We start from the raw sequence: 16,960 nt of genomic DNA, 5'->3' as shown, positions 1-16,960 counted from the left end.
TTCCTCCTCGTTATCCAAAAGCTAGAGTTTTCACTGATAGAGAGATCGCTTCCCCCGCTATGCGTAATCCCAAATCAATATAATCTCCGTGTAGAAAATCTACCTGATCGATACAAATAATTTGCATTCCTTCATGACTCGTCTTCTTTAACGATTGACCGAGCGCCTTTCCTATATCCCTTTCACAAATGACGACAAGGCAAGTAGCATTCGGGAAATGGTGATGGTAGAGTTGATAAATGGTATTGGTCATAGACTTCATCGTTTGATAAGAGCAGTACTCTCTTCCTAATAAACCTAGAGCTAATGGTGGATCCTGCACTTCATAAAGCTTTCTCGCTTGTTTCATTACATCATCTAGCTGGTTGGAAAAAGCTACGGTATTGAAGTCTAGTGTGTCTACCATGACTCGTACGATTGGAAGATTTTTAAGGGGTAACAGGTCTTCATGAACATAGATCGTCGCCCCACTTAATTCCGTATTTTGCATACCTGCTCCAATGACAGTTGCTCTTGTCGTTTCCTTCGCCTCAGTTATGTTTAATCCCGACACCTTGCTTTCCTTCCATAGTGTGGAAGCAAGTAACGGACCGATATCACCAAACGTTGTCACCTCACTCATCTGAACGGGCTCTTTCTCAGCCATCATATGTCCAACCCCACCGGAAAAAATCACCTCATTTATTGGCGGGAGTGGTTGATTCATTGGTTCAAGAAGCAACAAACCTGCATGATATTTTGGCTCACCAGAGAGAAAGGAAATCAAGCTTTGATTCATACGTGTACAAATATTCTTCAGCTCATTAAATGTAATGCCTCCACCTGTTTGAGTGGAAAAGTGGTTCGCTTCCAGCCAGGGCCTTAGGTATTCCGAAATGTACTCGACTTCCTCTTGGTCATTGATTCGGATTAGTCTTCCGCCTAGATGAAAGGTGAAGGTTTGAAGTGTTCGACCAGCTTCAAACAGAACAACATTGGCCGTTCCTCCCCCTATATCCACATTGGCAACAATTCCTTCAATTTCTTCTGAACGCTCCTTTGCACCAGAACCCTTTCCAGCTAATATGCCTTCTAGGTCTGCCCCTGCTGTGGCAACGACAAAATCCCCCGCTCGGTCAGCTAAATAGTTAATAATTTTTTCCGCATTTTCTTTTCTCGCGGTTTCACCTGTAATAATGACGGCCCCCGCTTTAACATCCTTAAAATGAATACCAGATTGCTCATATTCCTTTGAAAGAATGGTCGCCAAACTTGGCATATCAATATCTTGATTGGATGTTAAGGGGGTTGTGTAGATGGAACTTTCATACACAACTGTACGGTCAATAATTTGAGAGGTTGGCAAATGAAAAGGACTACCTTGTTCCGCAATTGATAGATGACTTACAATAAATTTTGTGGTGCTGGTTCCAATATCTAGTCCGATACTTGTGATCCAATTTCCCAACTTCTCCACCCCCCTGAAAAATAAAAAGCGCCTTAAATCAATTCCCCTCCAATAAAAAGATGGTGAAATTAATTCAAAGCGCCGTTGCTTTGGATGTTTATTTACTTTTCTCTAGCATGCTCTCAGCTAATTTAGCTAACGGAATATGTTTTTCCATGCTCTCTTTTTGCATATGGCGATAAGCTTGCTCCTCGGTACATTCTAATTGTGCCATTAAACTACCTTTCGCCTTTTCAATCAGTTTTCGATCCTTCATTTGTTGCTCTAATTTCCCGATCTTGTTATGTAAGCGAAGGCTTTGTTGTCGCTGAAACAGAGCAATTTCAACAGCAGGGATAAGGTCTTTTTCTGTGATTGGTTTGACGATATAGGCATTTATGCCAACCTCTTTCGCCTGATCAATAAGCTCATCATGACTAAAGGCTGTGAGAAGAAGAATGGAGGTATTTGAGAATCCTTTTATAATAGACGAAGCCTTGATTCCATCCATTTTCGGCATTTTCACATCCATTATTATGAGGTCTGGTTCCAAAGCATATGCTTTCTCTACCGCCTCTTCCCCATTTTTTGCTTCTCCAACCACCACGTACCCTTTGCATTGAAGAATTTCTTTAATATCGATCCTCGTAATGGGTTCATCATCAACTACAAGTATTTTTTCTTGAATCATTTTATCACCCTATCTATGATTGGAAACATAATCGACACTTTTGTCCCTCGAGTTGAAGGAAAGAAAGATATCACTCCCTCTAACTCCTCTTCAACTAGCATTCTTACCAACTGTAATCCCAAGGAGGATGAAGGTTGATCATCGGACTGTTCTGCCATCCCCGAACCATCATCAGATACAATGATATAGACCATTTGCTTTCTACTATTAATGGAAATGTCTATTTTTCCATTTTCACGAGAATGGAAAGCATGTTTTAACCCATTCTGGATCAATTCATTAACAACAAGCGCAAGAGACGTAGCCTTGTCTGATGGTAAAAATAATGTTTCTCCCTGAACAGAAACTTGAATATCCTGTCCTGGAATAGATGATGAAGAGACTAGTAGTGTCGCAATTTGCCCCATTACAAATTTGACATCTACTTCATCTAAGCCATCCTTTGCTAAATAATTGTGAACAAGCGCCATACTTGCAATTCGCGAAAGACTATCTTCAAAAACTTCCCTTACCTCTTGTGAAGGAGATCTTCTCATTTGTAGTCGTAGTAGACTTGAGATAACCTGTAAGTTATTTTTTACACGATGGTGAATTTCTTGCACGACAAGAGACTGCACCAATCTTTCCTTTTCTTGACTGTTAGTTGTTTCCATTAAGGACTTTACTTTTCGTTCATTTCGTATGATTTCTGAAATGTCCCGCTCTTTTATTAAAACAGCTATCGTCATTCCATCACTATCTATAATAGGGACAATATCCTGCTGCATGACGATGTTTTCCTGAGATATTCCCCTTGAACCAATGACCGGTTTCCCATTTTTCAAACTAAATAGGACTCCTGGTTCCGCTTCTTCTACTGCCACCTGTCCAACCACGCTTTTCTTATATAATGAAGTTGCAGTATTCGGATTGGCTTCAGCCACCACAATGGCTTCTTTACCCCCGGGTAATAAACAGTCGATAAATACATCTGCTTGAGAAATATCAGCTATTACTTGAAGATTAGTAGACATGTTTTTGATTATCGCAAGATGTTCATACGTTAGATTTGTTACCTGATCTAAGGTGAGACTCATTACCATGTCAATTGTAATCCTCTCTTTATATGGTCATTTTCTATAGAAACAACAATATCACCCTTTTCTCAGACGACCAACAATTCTGTAAGAAAATCTAACAGATATTATTCTGATAAGTTTCATTATTCTTACAAAATAAAACAGAAACCTTACAAGAAGGTCTCTGTTTTTAGTAAACTTATCTTCCATTGATTTCAAAAACCCTTACATTACCAGATACTTCGTTCGCCACGAGCATTAATGGCTTCCCAGTTGGGCTATTCTTTGCTTCTACCAAGCAGAGCCCTTCTGGTGCGAGATCACCACTTGATGATACATCTGTACCTGAGAAATCTCTTAAGTTCACATAGTCATGAAACTTTACCTTTTGCACATTTGTGACATCATACATCATGATGCCGCCCGTTCTTTCTAATCCGATAAAGGCGAATGTTTTGCCATTTACCTTCATCACTTTTATATCTTCTGGCTCTGGCCCTTTTTTGCCACTACGAGAATCTAGTTCTGTTTTATTATTGGACGAATTAAAGGCTTCAGGATAAAGCTCACCTGTTATTCTTTCAAAATCACTTCCACTATCATAGACTTGCTCCATCGTGTCTGCATCCCAAATGGAAAAAGAACGGCTACCATAAATATACGTTTTATCAGCCTCAAGTCCGTCTCTTTCCGTATTCAATATGGTATCGATTTTAAAAGAGGTGCCAGGGAATGTATAAGACCCTGTATCCTCATACTCCCCCCATTCTCTTCCATCGCCTTCGTTTGCCGTAAAGAGATACCGCTTGCCACCGATTTTTTGCGAGTCAATTCCATCAGGCATGTAGGTGCCATATAAATTTTGGGTGGTGAGGTTAACTTGGCCATCCTTTAATGCATCAAGAGCGTTTTCTTCTACATTATGATCCTTAAACCCAAGCCCTTTCACACTTATAATCTCTTGAGTTTTTAAATCGATGGTCGCTACCGAATTAGCTTCCTGAAGAGATACATATGCGTAACGACTGTTATCAGAAACAGATATGTACTCAGGCTCTAAGTCAACAGAAGGGGCCGCATCAGGCTTCAATAATACCCCATTTTCCACAAGCGTAGCTCTTGCCTCTTGGGAGTCAAACTTGTCAAAACCAATTGTTTGAGCTGTTGCTTTGTTTACACCCTTTTTTATATCAATAATGGTAATGGAACCTTTTGGATCCATTACTCCTGCTGCCGAGTACCCTTCCCGCGGCTCCCCTTCATTGGCAGACAATAAGTATTTAAAGTCATGAGAAAAAGTAACCATGTCTGGCTGTACGCCCGCTTCGAAATGTTTTATGTACTTTCCGTCATAATTCAATATGACAATACTTCCATTATCCTGGTACGTCACCCCTTGTACAGCGATCGCGATTATTTTTTCGCTTGTATTGATATCAATACTAGTTATATCACCGCTCGTAAATCCATGTGCCTGTCCCATCGCAGCAATATCAAGGCGAGTATCGATCTTGAATTCTGTTTTATTGTTGGATGTCATATTCGCTATGCTAACGATATCTACTGATTGTGCTGCACCGTTTACGAGATACATTTTTTGATTGTCTTTGTTGTATTTTACGATTTCGGCAATTCCACCATCTTTGTTGCTCATTCCGGTCTGGTAGTTTCCGATATAGCTCAGCTTCCCGTTGATACTTTCTGTGTGAAGTATTGGTGTCTCATTTTTTGCCAGCACAGGTGTACCACTTAACTGTAGTGTTCCTACTAATACCCCACCTACCATTGCCAACCCAAGAATTGCTTTTGACTTTAACATATACTTACCTCCCAAATATAGGATTTGTTTTGGTTGAATCACTTATGTAGGATAAATTCGCATTCATAATTGTCGCAAATCTAAGCACCAACAAAAACCGGGTTGGGGTAAAAATTTGGTTAATGTTCTGTAAATGTTCAAATCTATTAAAGGGAGGATTTAAAATTTTTTATAGAATAGGATTAGAAATGAAGAAAGGAAGTTGATTATGTTTCTGAAATGTCGAACCGAATCAGATGAGTTACTTACTTTACGATCATTAAACACACGTATGGAGTTAACAGAGAAGGCAAAGTTTCATTATTCTATTCTTGAAAAGGGATTTGCGGGAGAGATGAAATTTGACCAACTAATAAAAAATCTCCAAGAAGAAAGGTATGTATTAAGTGACCTGCTGCTTGAAATCAATAACTCCTATTTTCAAATTGACTCAGTTATTATTACCCAGGCATCTATTTACCTGTTGGATATAAAAAATTTTCAAGGCGATTATTACCTAGAATCGGACAAGCTTTACTCAGTAACTTCTAAACGGGAATATAAAAATCCTGTAATTCAGTTAAAAAGAAGTTCTACTCTCTTCCGCCAATTGCTTCAATTCCTCAAACTAAACTACCTTATTGAATCCTCTGTGATCTTTATTAACCCTGAGTTCACCTTGTATCAAGCCCCAATGGATCAGCCTCTTATTTTACCCACTCAAGTTGATCGCTTTTTAAAAGATTTAAATCGAACTCCATCAAAGTTAAATGATGGACATAAGCATCTGGCTCAAAAATTACTCTCACTTCATCAACCGAAAAACCCATTCACCACTTTACCAAAATATGACTACAATCAATTACAAAAAGGAATATATTGTAAAACTTGTTTCTCTTTTTTCTTATCCGTCAAACACCAAGATTATGTATGTGAAAAGTGTGGAGAACTAGAAAAAATTAATCTAGGTGTTTTAAGGAACGTGCAAGAATATAAACTTCTATTTCCTGAACAAAAAATTACGACTCAAGCCATTTATGATTGGTGCAAAGTTGATTTAAGTAAGAAAACCATTTCAAGGATATTAATAAAGAATTATAGCTCTTGTGGAAAAACTAAAGATACTTATTATCTATGAAAAATCAATATTGAGTCCTAAATCTAGGCTTATTCGGACACAGTTCTGCCCTGCTGACTGTTCCTGTCCGAATGAGCCCTTCTTTCGGACTCTGTTTTCCCTCAATTACCTGTTCCTGTCCGTATCAACTTCTCATTCGGACTCTCCTCTCCTTCTATTACCTGTTCCTGGCCGTATCAACTCCTCATTCGGACTCTGCTCTCCTTCAATTACCTGTTCCTGGCCGTATCAACTTCTCATTCGGACTCTCCTCTCCTTCTATCACCTGTTCCTGTCCGAATCAACTCTTCATTCGGACTGTGCTCTGGTTCTATCACCTGTTCCTGTCCGAATCAACTCTTCATTCGGACTGTGCTCTACTTCTATCACCTGTTCCTGTCCAAATCAACTCTTCATTCAGACTGTGCTCTACTTCTATCACCTGTTCCTGTCCGAATGAGCCCTTCATTCGGACTCTGCTCTACTTCTATCACCTGTTCTCGTCCGAATCACCTCCTCATTCGGACTCTGTTCATCTTCTATTACCTGTTCTTGTCCAAATCACCTCTTCATTCGGACTCTGTTCTCCTTCTATCACCTGTTCTTGTCCGAATCACCTCCTCATTCAGACACCCTTTCAGTTCAGACCTCCTACCTGGCAATCTCATATTCTCTTGATCCTAAAAATAAATCTTTGTTTTCCCTGTCCCCAAGGTATAACCACCTAAGTTGATATTTATTCCAGTTATTCTTTTTGTAAAAGCGCTTGCAAAATTAAATGATAGAGTTTATTATACTTGTATACAAGTATACTTGATTAACAGGAAGGTGTAGAAATGACCACATCTAACAAATTTTTATATCCATCAAAATGGCTCTCCAAGGCTTCAGCTGGCGATCGCGTGACATGCGAGCTTAGAATGCGAATTATTTCTGGTTTGATTGAAAGCGGTGCCATTATTTCCGAAAATAAATTAGCTGCAGATTTTGCTGTGAGTCGTTCACCTGTTCGTGAAGCATTAAAAGTACTTGCATCAGAAAACATCATCCGACTAGAACGAATGGGTGCTGTTGTCATTGGATTAACTGAAAAAGAAATCGAAGAAATATATGATGTTCGTTTACTTATTGAAACGTTCGTGTTTGAACGATTAGTAAAAATGGATGTGACTGAATTAGTAAAGGAACTTAGCAAGATCCTCGAAATGATGAAAGTCGCGATTAAGTATCAAGATGCAGATGAGTTCTCTTATCAGGATCTCCTATTCCATGAAACCATTATTCGTTCCATCAACCATTCGTACATGCTAATGATATGGAACAATTTAAGACCCGTCATGGAAAGCCTCATTCTTTTATCGATGAGAGCGCGTTTCCAGGAAAAATACGAAGACTTTGATCGAATTATAAAAAACCATGAATTATATATTGAAGCCATTCAAACGAAGGAAAGAACCCTCATGGTTCAATCGTTACATCAAAATTTTGATGATGTTCAAGGAAAAGTAGATGATCTCTGGATGTCACAACAAATGCTTTCTAAAGGAGTAGAGAAGGAAAATGACTAGCTATATGTTAGGTGTAGACATAGGAACAACCAGTACGAAAGCTGTTCTTTTTACTGAAAAAGGTGAAGTAATTCAAACAGAGAATTTTGGCTACCCTCTCTACACACCCAATATTTCAACAGCAGAACAAGATCCAGAAGAAATTTTCCAAGCAGTTTTGAAAGCCATTTCAAACATCACAAAGAAAAACCCACAAAAAAATATATCGTTTGTTTCATTCAGCAGTGCGATGCATAGCGTGATTGCTATCGATTCAAATGACCAGCCTCTTACGGCATGTATCACATGGGCGGATAATCGAAGTGAAGCATGGACGCATAAGATTAAAACCGAACTGAATGGTCATGAAGTGTATAAACGCACAGGAACACCTCTTCATCCGATGTCACCATTAAGTAAAATGGCTTGGATCACGAATGATCGCGCTGAAATTGCTACAAAAGCAAAGAAATACATCGGGATAAAAGAATATGTTTTCAAAAAGCTATTTGACCAGTATGTGGTTGATTATTCCCTCGCCTCTGCCATGGGCATGATGAATCTTCAGACCCTGGATTGGGATGAGGAGGCTTTATCGATTGCAGGTGTAACGAGAGATCAACTGTCACAATTGGTCCCAACCACACAAGTTTTCAGCGACATTCATCCTGACTTTGCAAAGCAAATGGGGCTAGATACCAAAACTCCTTTTGTCATAGGGGCCAGTGATGGGGTACTTTCCAATCTTGGAGTGAATGCCATTCGCAAAGGTGAAATCGCTGTCACGATTGGTACAAGTGGTGCCATTCGAACGATTATTGAGAAGCCACAGACCGACGAAAAAGGACGAATTTTCTGCTACGCACTAACAGAAAATCACTGGGTTATTGGTGGGCCAGTAAATAATGGTGGAATGATTCTTCGCTGGATTCGTGATGAATTTGCTTCTTCAGAAATTGAAACAGCCAAAAGACTAGGAATTGATCCATACGAAGTATTAACGAAGATTGCGGAACGCGTCAGACCAGGTGCTGACGGCTTGCTTTTCCATCCTTACCTAGCAGGTGAGCGGGCACCACTTTGGAATCCAGATGTTCGTGGATCCTTCTTTGGCTTAACACTCTCACATAAAAAGGAGCATATGATTCGTGCAGCTCTAGAGGGCGTCATCTACAACTTATACACGGTTTTTCTAGCTCTAATGGAATGTATGGAGGGTCCTGTTACTCGTATTCAAGCAACGGGAGGATTTGCTAGATCAAATGTATGGCGTCAAATGATGTCTGATATTTTCGAATCTGAATTAGTCGTTCCAGAAAGCTATGAAAGTTCATGCTTAGGAGCCTGTATTTTAGGCTTACTTGCAACAGGAAAAATTGAGTCATTTGAAATTGCTTCTGAAATGATTGGCAGCACTTACAAACACACACCGAATGAAGAGGCGGTAAAAGAATATAGACAGCTATTGCCGATTTTCATTAACTTATCAAGAGTGCTGGAAAATGAATATAAACAAATTGCCAATTATCAAAGAGGCTTAATACAAAAATAAATTATTTTAGGGGGAAACTACGATGCCATTAGTTATCGTCGGAGTAGGAATTATTGCATTACTTATTTTGATCATGGGGTTAAAATTAAACACATTTATTTCATTAATCATCGTTTCATTCGGGGTTGCTTTAGCACTTGGTATGCCATTAGATGAAATCGTTACGACCATTGAGGCAGGTTTAGGTGGTACGCTCGGTCACTTAGCATTAATCTTTGGACTCGGTGCGATGTTAGGTAAATTGATTGCAGACTCTGGTGGCGCACAACGAATTGCGATGACCCTAGTAAACAAATTTGGTGAGAAAAATATTCAATGGGCTGTTGTAGCCGCTTCATTCATTATCGGTGTCGCTTTATTCTTTGAAGTAGGATTAGTTTTATTAATTCCGATTGTATTTGCGATTTCAAGACAATTAAAGATCTCTATTCTGTATCTTGGTATTCCAATGACAGCTGCTTTATCAGTAACACACGGGTTCTTACCTCCACATCCAGGACCAACCGTTATTGCTGGTGAGTATGGGGCAAATATTGGTGAAGTGTTACTTTATGGTTTCATTATTGCTATTCCAACCGTTATCTTAGCTGGACCAGTATTCACTAAGATTGCAAAGAAGTTAGTTCCAGCCTCATTTACAAAAACAGGTAATATTGCTTCATTAGGAGAACAAAAAACATTTAAGCTTGAGGACACACCTGGTTTTGGTATTAGTGTATTTACCGCTTTACTTCCAGTAATTTTAATGTCAATTGCTACAATTATCACTTTGCTTCAAAAAACAATGGGCTTTGAGGATAATAGTTTCCTAGCAATGATCCGCTTTATCGGTAATGCAGGTACTTCGATGTTAATTTCCTTATTATTTGCCGTGTATACCATGGGATTAGCTAGAAAAATCCCAATCAAAAACGTGATGGATTCTTGTACAACTGCTATCTCACACATTGGAATGATGCTATTAATCATTGGTGGAGGCGGTGCCTTCAAGCAAGTATTAATCAACGGTGGCGTAGGTGACTATGTAGCTGAATTGTTCAAGGGAACTTCTTTATCACCGATTTTACTAGCATGGATCATCGCAGCGATTCTACGTATCTCATTAGGATCTGCTACTGTAGCCGCACTAACAACAGCTGGATTAGTCATTCCAATGCTTGGTCAAACGGATGTAAACCTTGCATTAGTCGTACTAGCAACTGGTGCTGGTAGCTTAATTGCTTCTCACGTAAACGATGCGGGCTTCTGGATGTTTAAAGAGTATTTTGGTTTAAGTATGAAAGAAACATTTGCTACATGGACATTGCTAGAAACGATTATTTCTGTAGCTGGATTAGGATTTATTTTATTACTAAGCTTGTTTGTTTAAAAGGAGTCGAAAGTTAGATGTACAATACCATTGGTGTCATTGGATTAGGAGTCATGGGAAGCAATATCGCCTTAAACATGGCAAATAACGGTGAGAAAGTAAGCGTCTACAATTATACAAGGGACTTAACTGATCAGCTTGTTCAAAAACTAGATGGTCAGTCTATCCACCCTTTCTATGAAATTGAAAATTTTGTTCAATCGTTAGAAACGCCTAGAAAAATCTTTCTTATGGTCACTGCGGGTGCTCCGATTGATTCTGTGATTCAAGCCTTGCTTCCTTATCTTGAAGCAGGCGATGTTATCATGGATGGTGGAAACTCCCACTACGAAGATACCGAACGCAGATATCAGGACCTAAAAACTAGAGGTATTGGATACCTAGGAATTGGAATTTCTGGTGGAGAAGTTGGGGCATTAACAGGCCCCTCCATCATGCCAGGTGGAGACCAGGAAGTGTACGATAAGGTCGCACCAATTCTGACAAAGATTGCTGCACAGGTAGATGGAACTCCTTGCTGTGTATATATTGGACCAAAGGGTTCTGGTCATTTTGTAAAAATGGTCCATAATGGAATTGAGTATGCCGATATGCAACTTATTACCGAAGCGTATTCATTTTTAAGAGATATCCTGCTTTTATCTGTGGATGAAATTGCTGATATCTTTGAAACTTGGAATCAAGGAGAATTGAAGAGTTACTTAATCGAAATCACCACTGAGATTTTAAGAAAAAGAGATGATTTAACAGGACTCCCACTGATTGATGTGATTCTAGATAAGGTCGGTCAAAAAGGAACAGGTAAATGGACGAGTATTCAAGCGATTGACAATGGCATTGCTACCTCTATCATTACGGAATCCCTGTTTGCTCGTTATGTCTCTTCTTTAAAAGAAGAACGAGTGGCTGCCGAAGAAATGTTAGAAGGTCCATCCACTCTTCACTTGAAACGGAACAAGGATATCTATATTGAATATGTCCGTCAAGCCTTATATATGGGGAAGATTTGTGCATATGCTCAAGGCTTCAACCAGTATAAAGCGACTTCAGAGCTGTATGATTGGAATCTTCCATTAGAAGATATTGCACTTATTTTCCGGGGTGGCTGTATCATTCGAGCCGAGTTCCTGAACGTCATTAGTGAAGCTTATAAAGAAAATCATCATCTTTCTAACTTGCTTGTTGCTCCTTTCTTTGCTGAGAAAGTAAAGAAATACCAACAAGGATTAAGAAATATCGTTTGTGAGGGTATTCAATCAGGAATCTCCTTCCCTTGTTTAAGTGCTTCCCTCACCTACTATGATAGCTATCGAACCGGTCGTTCACATGCGAATCTCTTACAAGCCCAACGTGATTATTTTGGAGCACATACGTATGAGCGAAATGATCGGGAGGGAATTTTTCATACAGACTGGCAATAATCTAATTGGTGCTGACCTTTGTGGTCAAGCACCTTTTTCTGTATAATGACACCATGAAAGGGAAAGGGGCGAGCGTCATGAATCAGAATAAATACGCAAAACTTACGATAGTAGAAACTAGTGATACCCACGGACAGATCTTCCCTATTTTATATGGAACCAATACATACGAATCCATTGGTTTAGCCAAAATCGCTTCCTATATCCGACACCTCCGTAGAACGGAAGAAAACCTCCTTCTCATTGATAATGGTGATAGCATTCAAGGTACACCATTAACCTATCACTATGTAAAAAAGCAAAGTCATCTACCCAATCCCGTGATTCTAACTTTTAACCAACTACATTATGATGCAGCTATCATTGGAAACCACGAGTTCAACTATGGCCTGTCTACTTTAAAACAAAGCGTCTCTGAAGCTCAATTTCCCATTTTATCTGCCAATATACTTAACAATCAAACAAAAGAACCCTTTTTTGGAAAACCCTACACCATAAAAATACTCCCAGAAGGCATAAAGGTGGCCATTTTAGGTTTAACCACCCCTTATATCCCAAACTGGGAAAAAGCAGAAAATATAGAAGGATTAGAATTTGAGGATGCTGTGGTAAGCGCTAAAAAGTGGATTCCTCACATTAAGGAAAACGAACAACCTGATCTTTTCGTTGTTTCCTATCATGGCGGCTTTGAAAGAAACCTAAAAACGGGAGAACCAACCGAAGCAATCACAGGTGAAAACCAAGCCTATCAACTATGCCATGAAGTAGAAGGTATGGATGTGTTATTAACGGGACATCAACACCGCTTGTTGGCCGATGAGCTAAACGGTGTAACCATCGTTCAACCTGGAAACTTTGGAGCTTATATGGGGCAGGTTGATATAGAGTTTACCATGGATCAAAATCATAAATGGAAGTGTCTTTCTAAAAAAGCCTCTCTTGTTCCGGTTAAGGAATGGAAAGAAGATGAGGAGATATTGCGATTGATTCTACCTTACGAAGAGAAAACGCAAGCATGGCTCGATCAACCCATCGGACATATTCAAGGAGATATGATCATAAAAGATCCCTTTCTTGCTCGTATAAAAGAACATCCTTTCGTAGAATTTATCAACCATGTACAGATGGAAGCAAGTAACGTTGATATCTCAAACACGGCTCTGTTCAGTAATCATGTCATGGGCCTTCCAACAAACGTAACGATGAGAGATATTGTTTCAAATTATATCTATCCAAATACGTTGATGGTCATAGAGCTATCAGGTCAGGATATAAAGGACGGATTAGAAAAAAGCGCCACTTATTTTATTGTGAACGATCAGGGAGAAATAGCCGTGAATCCCCATTTCATTGACCCAAAGCCACAGCATTATAATTACGATATGTGGGAAGGTATTCAATACACAATCGACGTGGGAAAACCAGTTGGTGAACGGATTGTTTCTCTTATGAAGAATGGGGAAGCTTTGAACCTGAAGCAAAGGTATCACGTGGTCATGAATAATTATCGAGCCACCGGTGGAGGAAACTATTCTATGTATAAAGGAAAGAAAGTCATCAGGGAAATTCAAACCGACATGACTGAACTGCTTGCTAATTATTTTTCCAAGAATGGAATAGTAAAAGCTACCGTCAATCATAATTGGAAGGTCATCCAAACGTAAAGATGCTAAACGGCAAGGATTCCTTCTTTGCCGCTTAGCTATCTTATAGAAAAACAAAAGATAAGGTGATTACACCAAGGATTATAGCGAGAATAATACCTATTGCCACTCCTATTGCGTTTGATTTTCGCGTATAACCTTTAAATTCCGTACTATTTATGGAGGTGTCAATTTTACGAAAACGAATGATAGAAGCGATATTAATCACTAATAGAATGATAAATAGAACGGTAATTAAAAAGGCGATCTCCCATTCAAAGGATTGCTCCGGCATACGACGGTTCCAGTAGGATTGCATAAACATAAAGCCACCTAGAATGATATTCCAAATAAAATTGGTTTTCCTTTCTTTGTACCATTCACTTCCCATTTTCCCCTTTTCATAAACGGCTACCTTTTCAAAAATGGGGATCACTGACTTGGTTGTGTCACCTCTTACAAGCCCAACAATTCCTTGAAGTGCCAAAATTATGCCCACAACGAAGGTAAATTGAGAGACTGATATGGAAGCGATCTTAACTACAGTGAAAAATAATATTACACTTGAAAATATAAGAATATTGCTCACAAGTAACTGCTTTAACCTCATATTACTTATTTCTTTAGCATTCATTTGTGCCTCCCCCATTTCGATAAGGAACTTCTATATGCTGATACGAACAATTCACCTATACTACGATTCTAAATCGATTATGGTGTCATAATCTTCTATTTTTTTCCTGATAATAAAGCGGACAACACGCCATATTCATGACAAAAGAAAAGAGCCTTCATAAAAGAAGACTCTCACCTTATTACACAGTCATTTTCCAACTCGAAAAAGCTAGCCAATTTTCTTGTTCCTTATAATCAGGCATCATTTTCCCAACTAGTCTCCAAAAAGAACGATCATGATTTAAATGCAACATATGGCACATTTCGTGCACAACTACATAATCGATTACCTTTTGTGGTGCCATCGAAAGCTTCCAGTTAAAAGTTAACTGCTGATTAGAATCACAAGTTCCCCACGTTCGATTGCTGTCATTAATGCGGACCCCCTTGGGCTTTATTTTAAAGTTGCTTTGATAAGACTTGATGCTCTTCTCTACTATTGTCTTACATTGCTGATAGTAGAAACGCTTTAATGCCTGTCTGATTATTTCTTCCTCTAACTCTTTTACATAGATATGCAATTTATGATTTTCGAACTTCACATGATTCTGCGTAAGACTGACGTCGTGAAAGATTTGGATGGGGTAGGTGTTCCCTAAATAAAGAAAACTTTCACCATGGTCATACACCTTTTCCTGCGGTCCAAGCGCTCTATCCTTCATTTCCTTAGACTTCTCTTGAATCCAGTCCCATTTTTCTTCGATAAATTGAAGCACATAATCATTGGGTGTTCCTTTTGGAGCCTGGACCTCAATATTTCCATAAGCATCAATAGAAATTCCAATTGATTTGCGTTTTTTAACATTTATATTGTAACTGATCGTTTCACCTGCATAGTTGTGTATCATATCTTCACCTTTATCTGCGTCATTTATATCCTTCATTTTAAAATGATTTCCTATAAGGCTCAAGAACCTTTGCAAAAATGACATTTGTCATCTGATTTTCATGACATCACTTACTAAAATAACCTTTTCCATGATTATACAATGAATGTATCAAATCAGGAGGTGTTCAAATATGAACGAGGCCATTCGCTTGACTAATGTATCAAAATCTTTCCAGCAAAAGACAGCTGTTAACCATCTCAATTTTTCAATAAATAAGGGAGAAATAGTGGCCATTCTAGGACCGAATGGAGCAGGAAAAACAACTACGATATCCATAATATTAGGTTTACTAAAGCCATCAACGGGTGACATCCACATCCTTGGACAGGACCCCAAAAACAAGACTGTACGTGAGAAAATTGGTGTGATGATGCAGGAAGTAAGTATGATGCCCGGCTTGAAGATTCACGAAATACTCACACTTATTCGAAGCTATTACCCTAGTCCTCGCTCGCTTAAGGACCTTATTGAATTAACCGGTCTGACTGAGCAAGATTTAAAAACACAGGCCGAAAAATTATCAGGAGGTCAAAAGCGTCGAGTGAGCTTTGCCCTTGCACTTGCCGGAAATCCCGATCTCATCATTTTTGACGAACCAACTGTAGGTATGGATATCTCATCAAGAAACCGGTTTTGGCAAACCATCCGTGCCCTAGCCAAACAAGGAAAGACGATTCTTTTCTCTACTCACTATTTGCAGGAAGCGGATGATGCAGCACAGCGGATTCTTCTATTTAAAGATGGAAAGATTGTGGCTGATGGGACACCGTCGGAAATTAAATCAAAGATAACAAACCAAACCGTTTCATTCAGCTTAGATTCTGACATGTCATTCGAAAAATTGTATCAATATCCAGAAATTCAACAAATCACCCGAAACAACGGTCGAATTTATGTGAATTCGACGAACGCGGACAAAGTATTAGCGATTATCTTTCAAGAAAAGCTTGGCGCTCATGATATACAAATCGAACGTGGAAAATTGGAAGATGCTTTTGAACAGCTGACCAGTACAAATAAGGAGGTTATATAGAATGAAAATATTCTTGTTGCAATGCAAAATGGAGATCAAACGAATACTGAGAAATAAGTATTTTCTCTTTTGGTCTTTAGTCATGCCGATTATCTTTTACTATATTTTCACAAATGTAGTCAATACGAATCCAGAAAATCCTTCGGCATGGGACGCTCATTATTTAATGTCCATGACTGTATTCAGCGTCATGGGTTCTAGCATTATGACTCTCGGGATCCGAATGGTTCAAGAACGAGCAGAAGGCTGGTCTAAGTATATTCGCATGACGCCACTATCACAAAGTGTATATTTTGCGGCTCAAATGGTTGGTCAAACCTTCATTCATATGCTTTCCATTACAGTTATTTTTGCCTCCGGTGCTATCATTAATGGCGTATCCCTTTCTGCGTTTGAATGGATTGCTAGCGGAATATGGATTTTATTCGGATCTTTACCCTTCCTAGCTATTGGAACATTAATTGGTTTAATGAAAAAAGTAGAAACAGCCGCTGGTATTAGCAATGTGTTATACATGGTTCTTGCGGTTACAGGCGGAATGTGGATGCCACTAGAGATCATGCCAGAGATGATGCAAACAATTGGAAAATCACTTCCCGCTTTTCATTTTGGGAGTGGTGCATGGGAGATTGTCCAAGGCGGAATGCCCAATTGGAAAAATTTTCTGATATTGGTCGCCTATCTTGCTTTGTTCATGTTACTATCGAAGTATATACGAAGTAAACAAGAAGCGGTGTGAT

The 16,960-nt window shown here is 39.0% G+C and carries 14 protein-coding genes; 8 read left to right on the top strand and 6 right to left on the bottom strand.

The annotated features are described in order from the left end of the window. Positions 1–10: 10 nt before the first annotated feature. The 4 genes from MKX65_RS04230 to MKX65_RS04215 form a co-directional block, all read right to left on the bottom strand. Entirely contained in the window at positions 11–1,447 is a 1,437-nt protein-coding gene (locus tag MKX65_RS04230) for an ethanolamine ammonia-lyase reactivating factor EutA (protein ID WP_340902509.1), read from the bottom strand. A 97-nt stretch (positions 1,448–1,544) separates the two neighbouring features. Further along, positions 1,545–2,117: an ANTAR domain-containing response regulator gene (locus tag MKX65_RS04225; protein WP_340902508.1), complete on the bottom strand. Its 573-nt coding sequence runs from the start codon at positions 2,115–2,117 to the stop codon at positions 1,545–1,547. Continuing rightward, the gene (locus MKX65_RS04220) at positions 2,114–3,199 is read right to left on the bottom strand and encodes a sensor histidine kinase (protein WP_340902507.1); all 1,086 of its coding nucleotides are present in this window, start codon (positions 3,197–3,199) and stop codon (positions 2,114–2,116) included. The genes MKX65_RS04225 and MKX65_RS04220 overlap by 4 nt, the downstream gene beginning before the upstream one ends. A gap of 175 nt (positions 3,200–3,374) precedes the next feature. Continuing rightward, positions 3,375–4,994 (bottom strand): choice-of-anchor I family protein, encoded by a 1,620-nt coding sequence (locus MKX65_RS04215; RefSeq protein WP_340902506.1) that lies wholly within the window; start codon positions 4,992–4,994, stop codon positions 3,375–3,377. A gap of 208 nt (positions 4,995–5,202) precedes the next feature. On the opposite strand from MKX65_RS04215, the gene MKX65_RS04210 reads away from it, so the two are divergent. The 6 genes from MKX65_RS04210 (at position 5,203) to MKX65_RS04185 (ending at position 13,643) form a co-directional block, all read left to right on the top strand. After that, positions 5,203–6,111, top strand: a complete 909-nt coding sequence (locus MKX65_RS04210) for a nuclease-related domain-containing protein (RefSeq protein WP_340902504.1) — start codon at positions 5,203–5,205, stop codon at positions 6,109–6,111. A gap of 815 nt (positions 6,112–6,926) precedes the next feature. Next, complete coding sequence (locus MKX65_RS04205; RefSeq protein ID WP_160547318.1) at positions 6,927–7,658, top strand: FCD domain-containing protein; 732 nt, start codon at positions 6,927–6,929, stop codon at positions 7,656–7,658. Next, positions 7,651–9,189, top strand: coding sequence for a gluconokinase (gene gntK / locus MKX65_RS04200; protein WP_340902500.1), 1,539 nt, complete (start codon positions 7,651–7,653; stop codon positions 9,187–9,189). The genes MKX65_RS04205 and gntK overlap by 8 nt, the downstream gene beginning before the upstream one ends. 22 nt (positions 9,190–9,211) lie before the next feature. Further along, positions 9,212–10,558, top strand: a complete 1,347-nt coding sequence (locus MKX65_RS04195) for a GntP family permease (RefSeq protein ID WP_340902498.1) — start codon at positions 9,212–9,214, stop codon at positions 10,556–10,558. A 17-nt stretch (positions 10,559–10,575) separates the two neighbouring features. Next, positions 10,576–11,979, top strand: a complete 1,404-nt coding sequence (gene gnd / locus MKX65_RS04190; protein ID WP_160547315.1) for a decarboxylating NADP(+)-dependent phosphogluconate dehydrogenase — start codon at positions 10,576–10,578, stop codon at positions 11,977–11,979. Between the two features lie 77 nt (positions 11,980–12,056). Beyond that, positions 12,057–13,643, top strand: a complete 1,587-nt coding sequence (locus MKX65_RS04185; protein ID WP_340902495.1) for a bifunctional metallophosphatase/5'-nucleotidase — start codon at positions 12,057–12,059, stop codon at positions 13,641–13,643. A 43-nt stretch (positions 13,644–13,686) separates the two neighbouring features. Here MKX65_RS04185 and MKX65_RS04180 read toward each other — a convergent pair whose 3' ends face one another. Both MKX65_RS04180 and MKX65_RS04175 read right to left on the bottom strand, forming a co-directional pair. Beyond that, a complete protein-coding gene (locus MKX65_RS04180) occupies positions 13,687–14,256 on the bottom strand; it encodes a hypothetical protein (RefSeq protein ID WP_340902494.1) in 570 nt (189 codons plus the stop codon). A gap of 181 nt (positions 14,257–14,437) precedes the next feature. After that, positions 14,438–15,145 carry a M48 family metallopeptidase gene (locus MKX65_RS04175; protein ID WP_340906159.1) on the bottom strand — a complete coding sequence of 236 codons (708 nt, stop codon included), beginning with the start codon at positions 15,143–15,145 and terminating at the stop codon, positions 14,438–14,440. Positions 15,146–15,317: 172 nt separating this feature from the next. On the opposite strand from MKX65_RS04175, the gene MKX65_RS04170 reads away from it, so the two are divergent. Continuing rightward, positions 15,318–16,220: an ABC transporter ATP-binding protein gene (locus tag MKX65_RS04170; protein ID WP_340902492.1), complete on the top strand. Its 903-nt coding sequence runs from the start codon at positions 15,318–15,320 to the stop codon at positions 16,218–16,220. Position 16,221: 1 nt separating this feature from the next. Next, positions 16,222–16,959, top strand: coding sequence for an ABC transporter permease (locus MKX65_RS04165; protein ID WP_340902490.1), 738 nt, complete (start codon positions 16,222–16,224; stop codon positions 16,957–16,959). The last annotated feature ends 1 nt before the right edge of the window (position 16,960 follow it).

Origin of the sequence: Robertmurraya sp. FSL R5-0851, assembly GCF_038002965.1 — a bacterium.
In the GTDB taxonomy this organism is placed as follows: Bacteria; Bacillota; Bacilli; order Bacillales; family Cytobacillaceae; genus Robertmurraya_A; species Robertmurraya_A beringensis.
The sequence above is the reverse complement of the archived record's forward strand: the minus strand, read 5'-3'. Positions and strand labels throughout refer to the sequence as shown.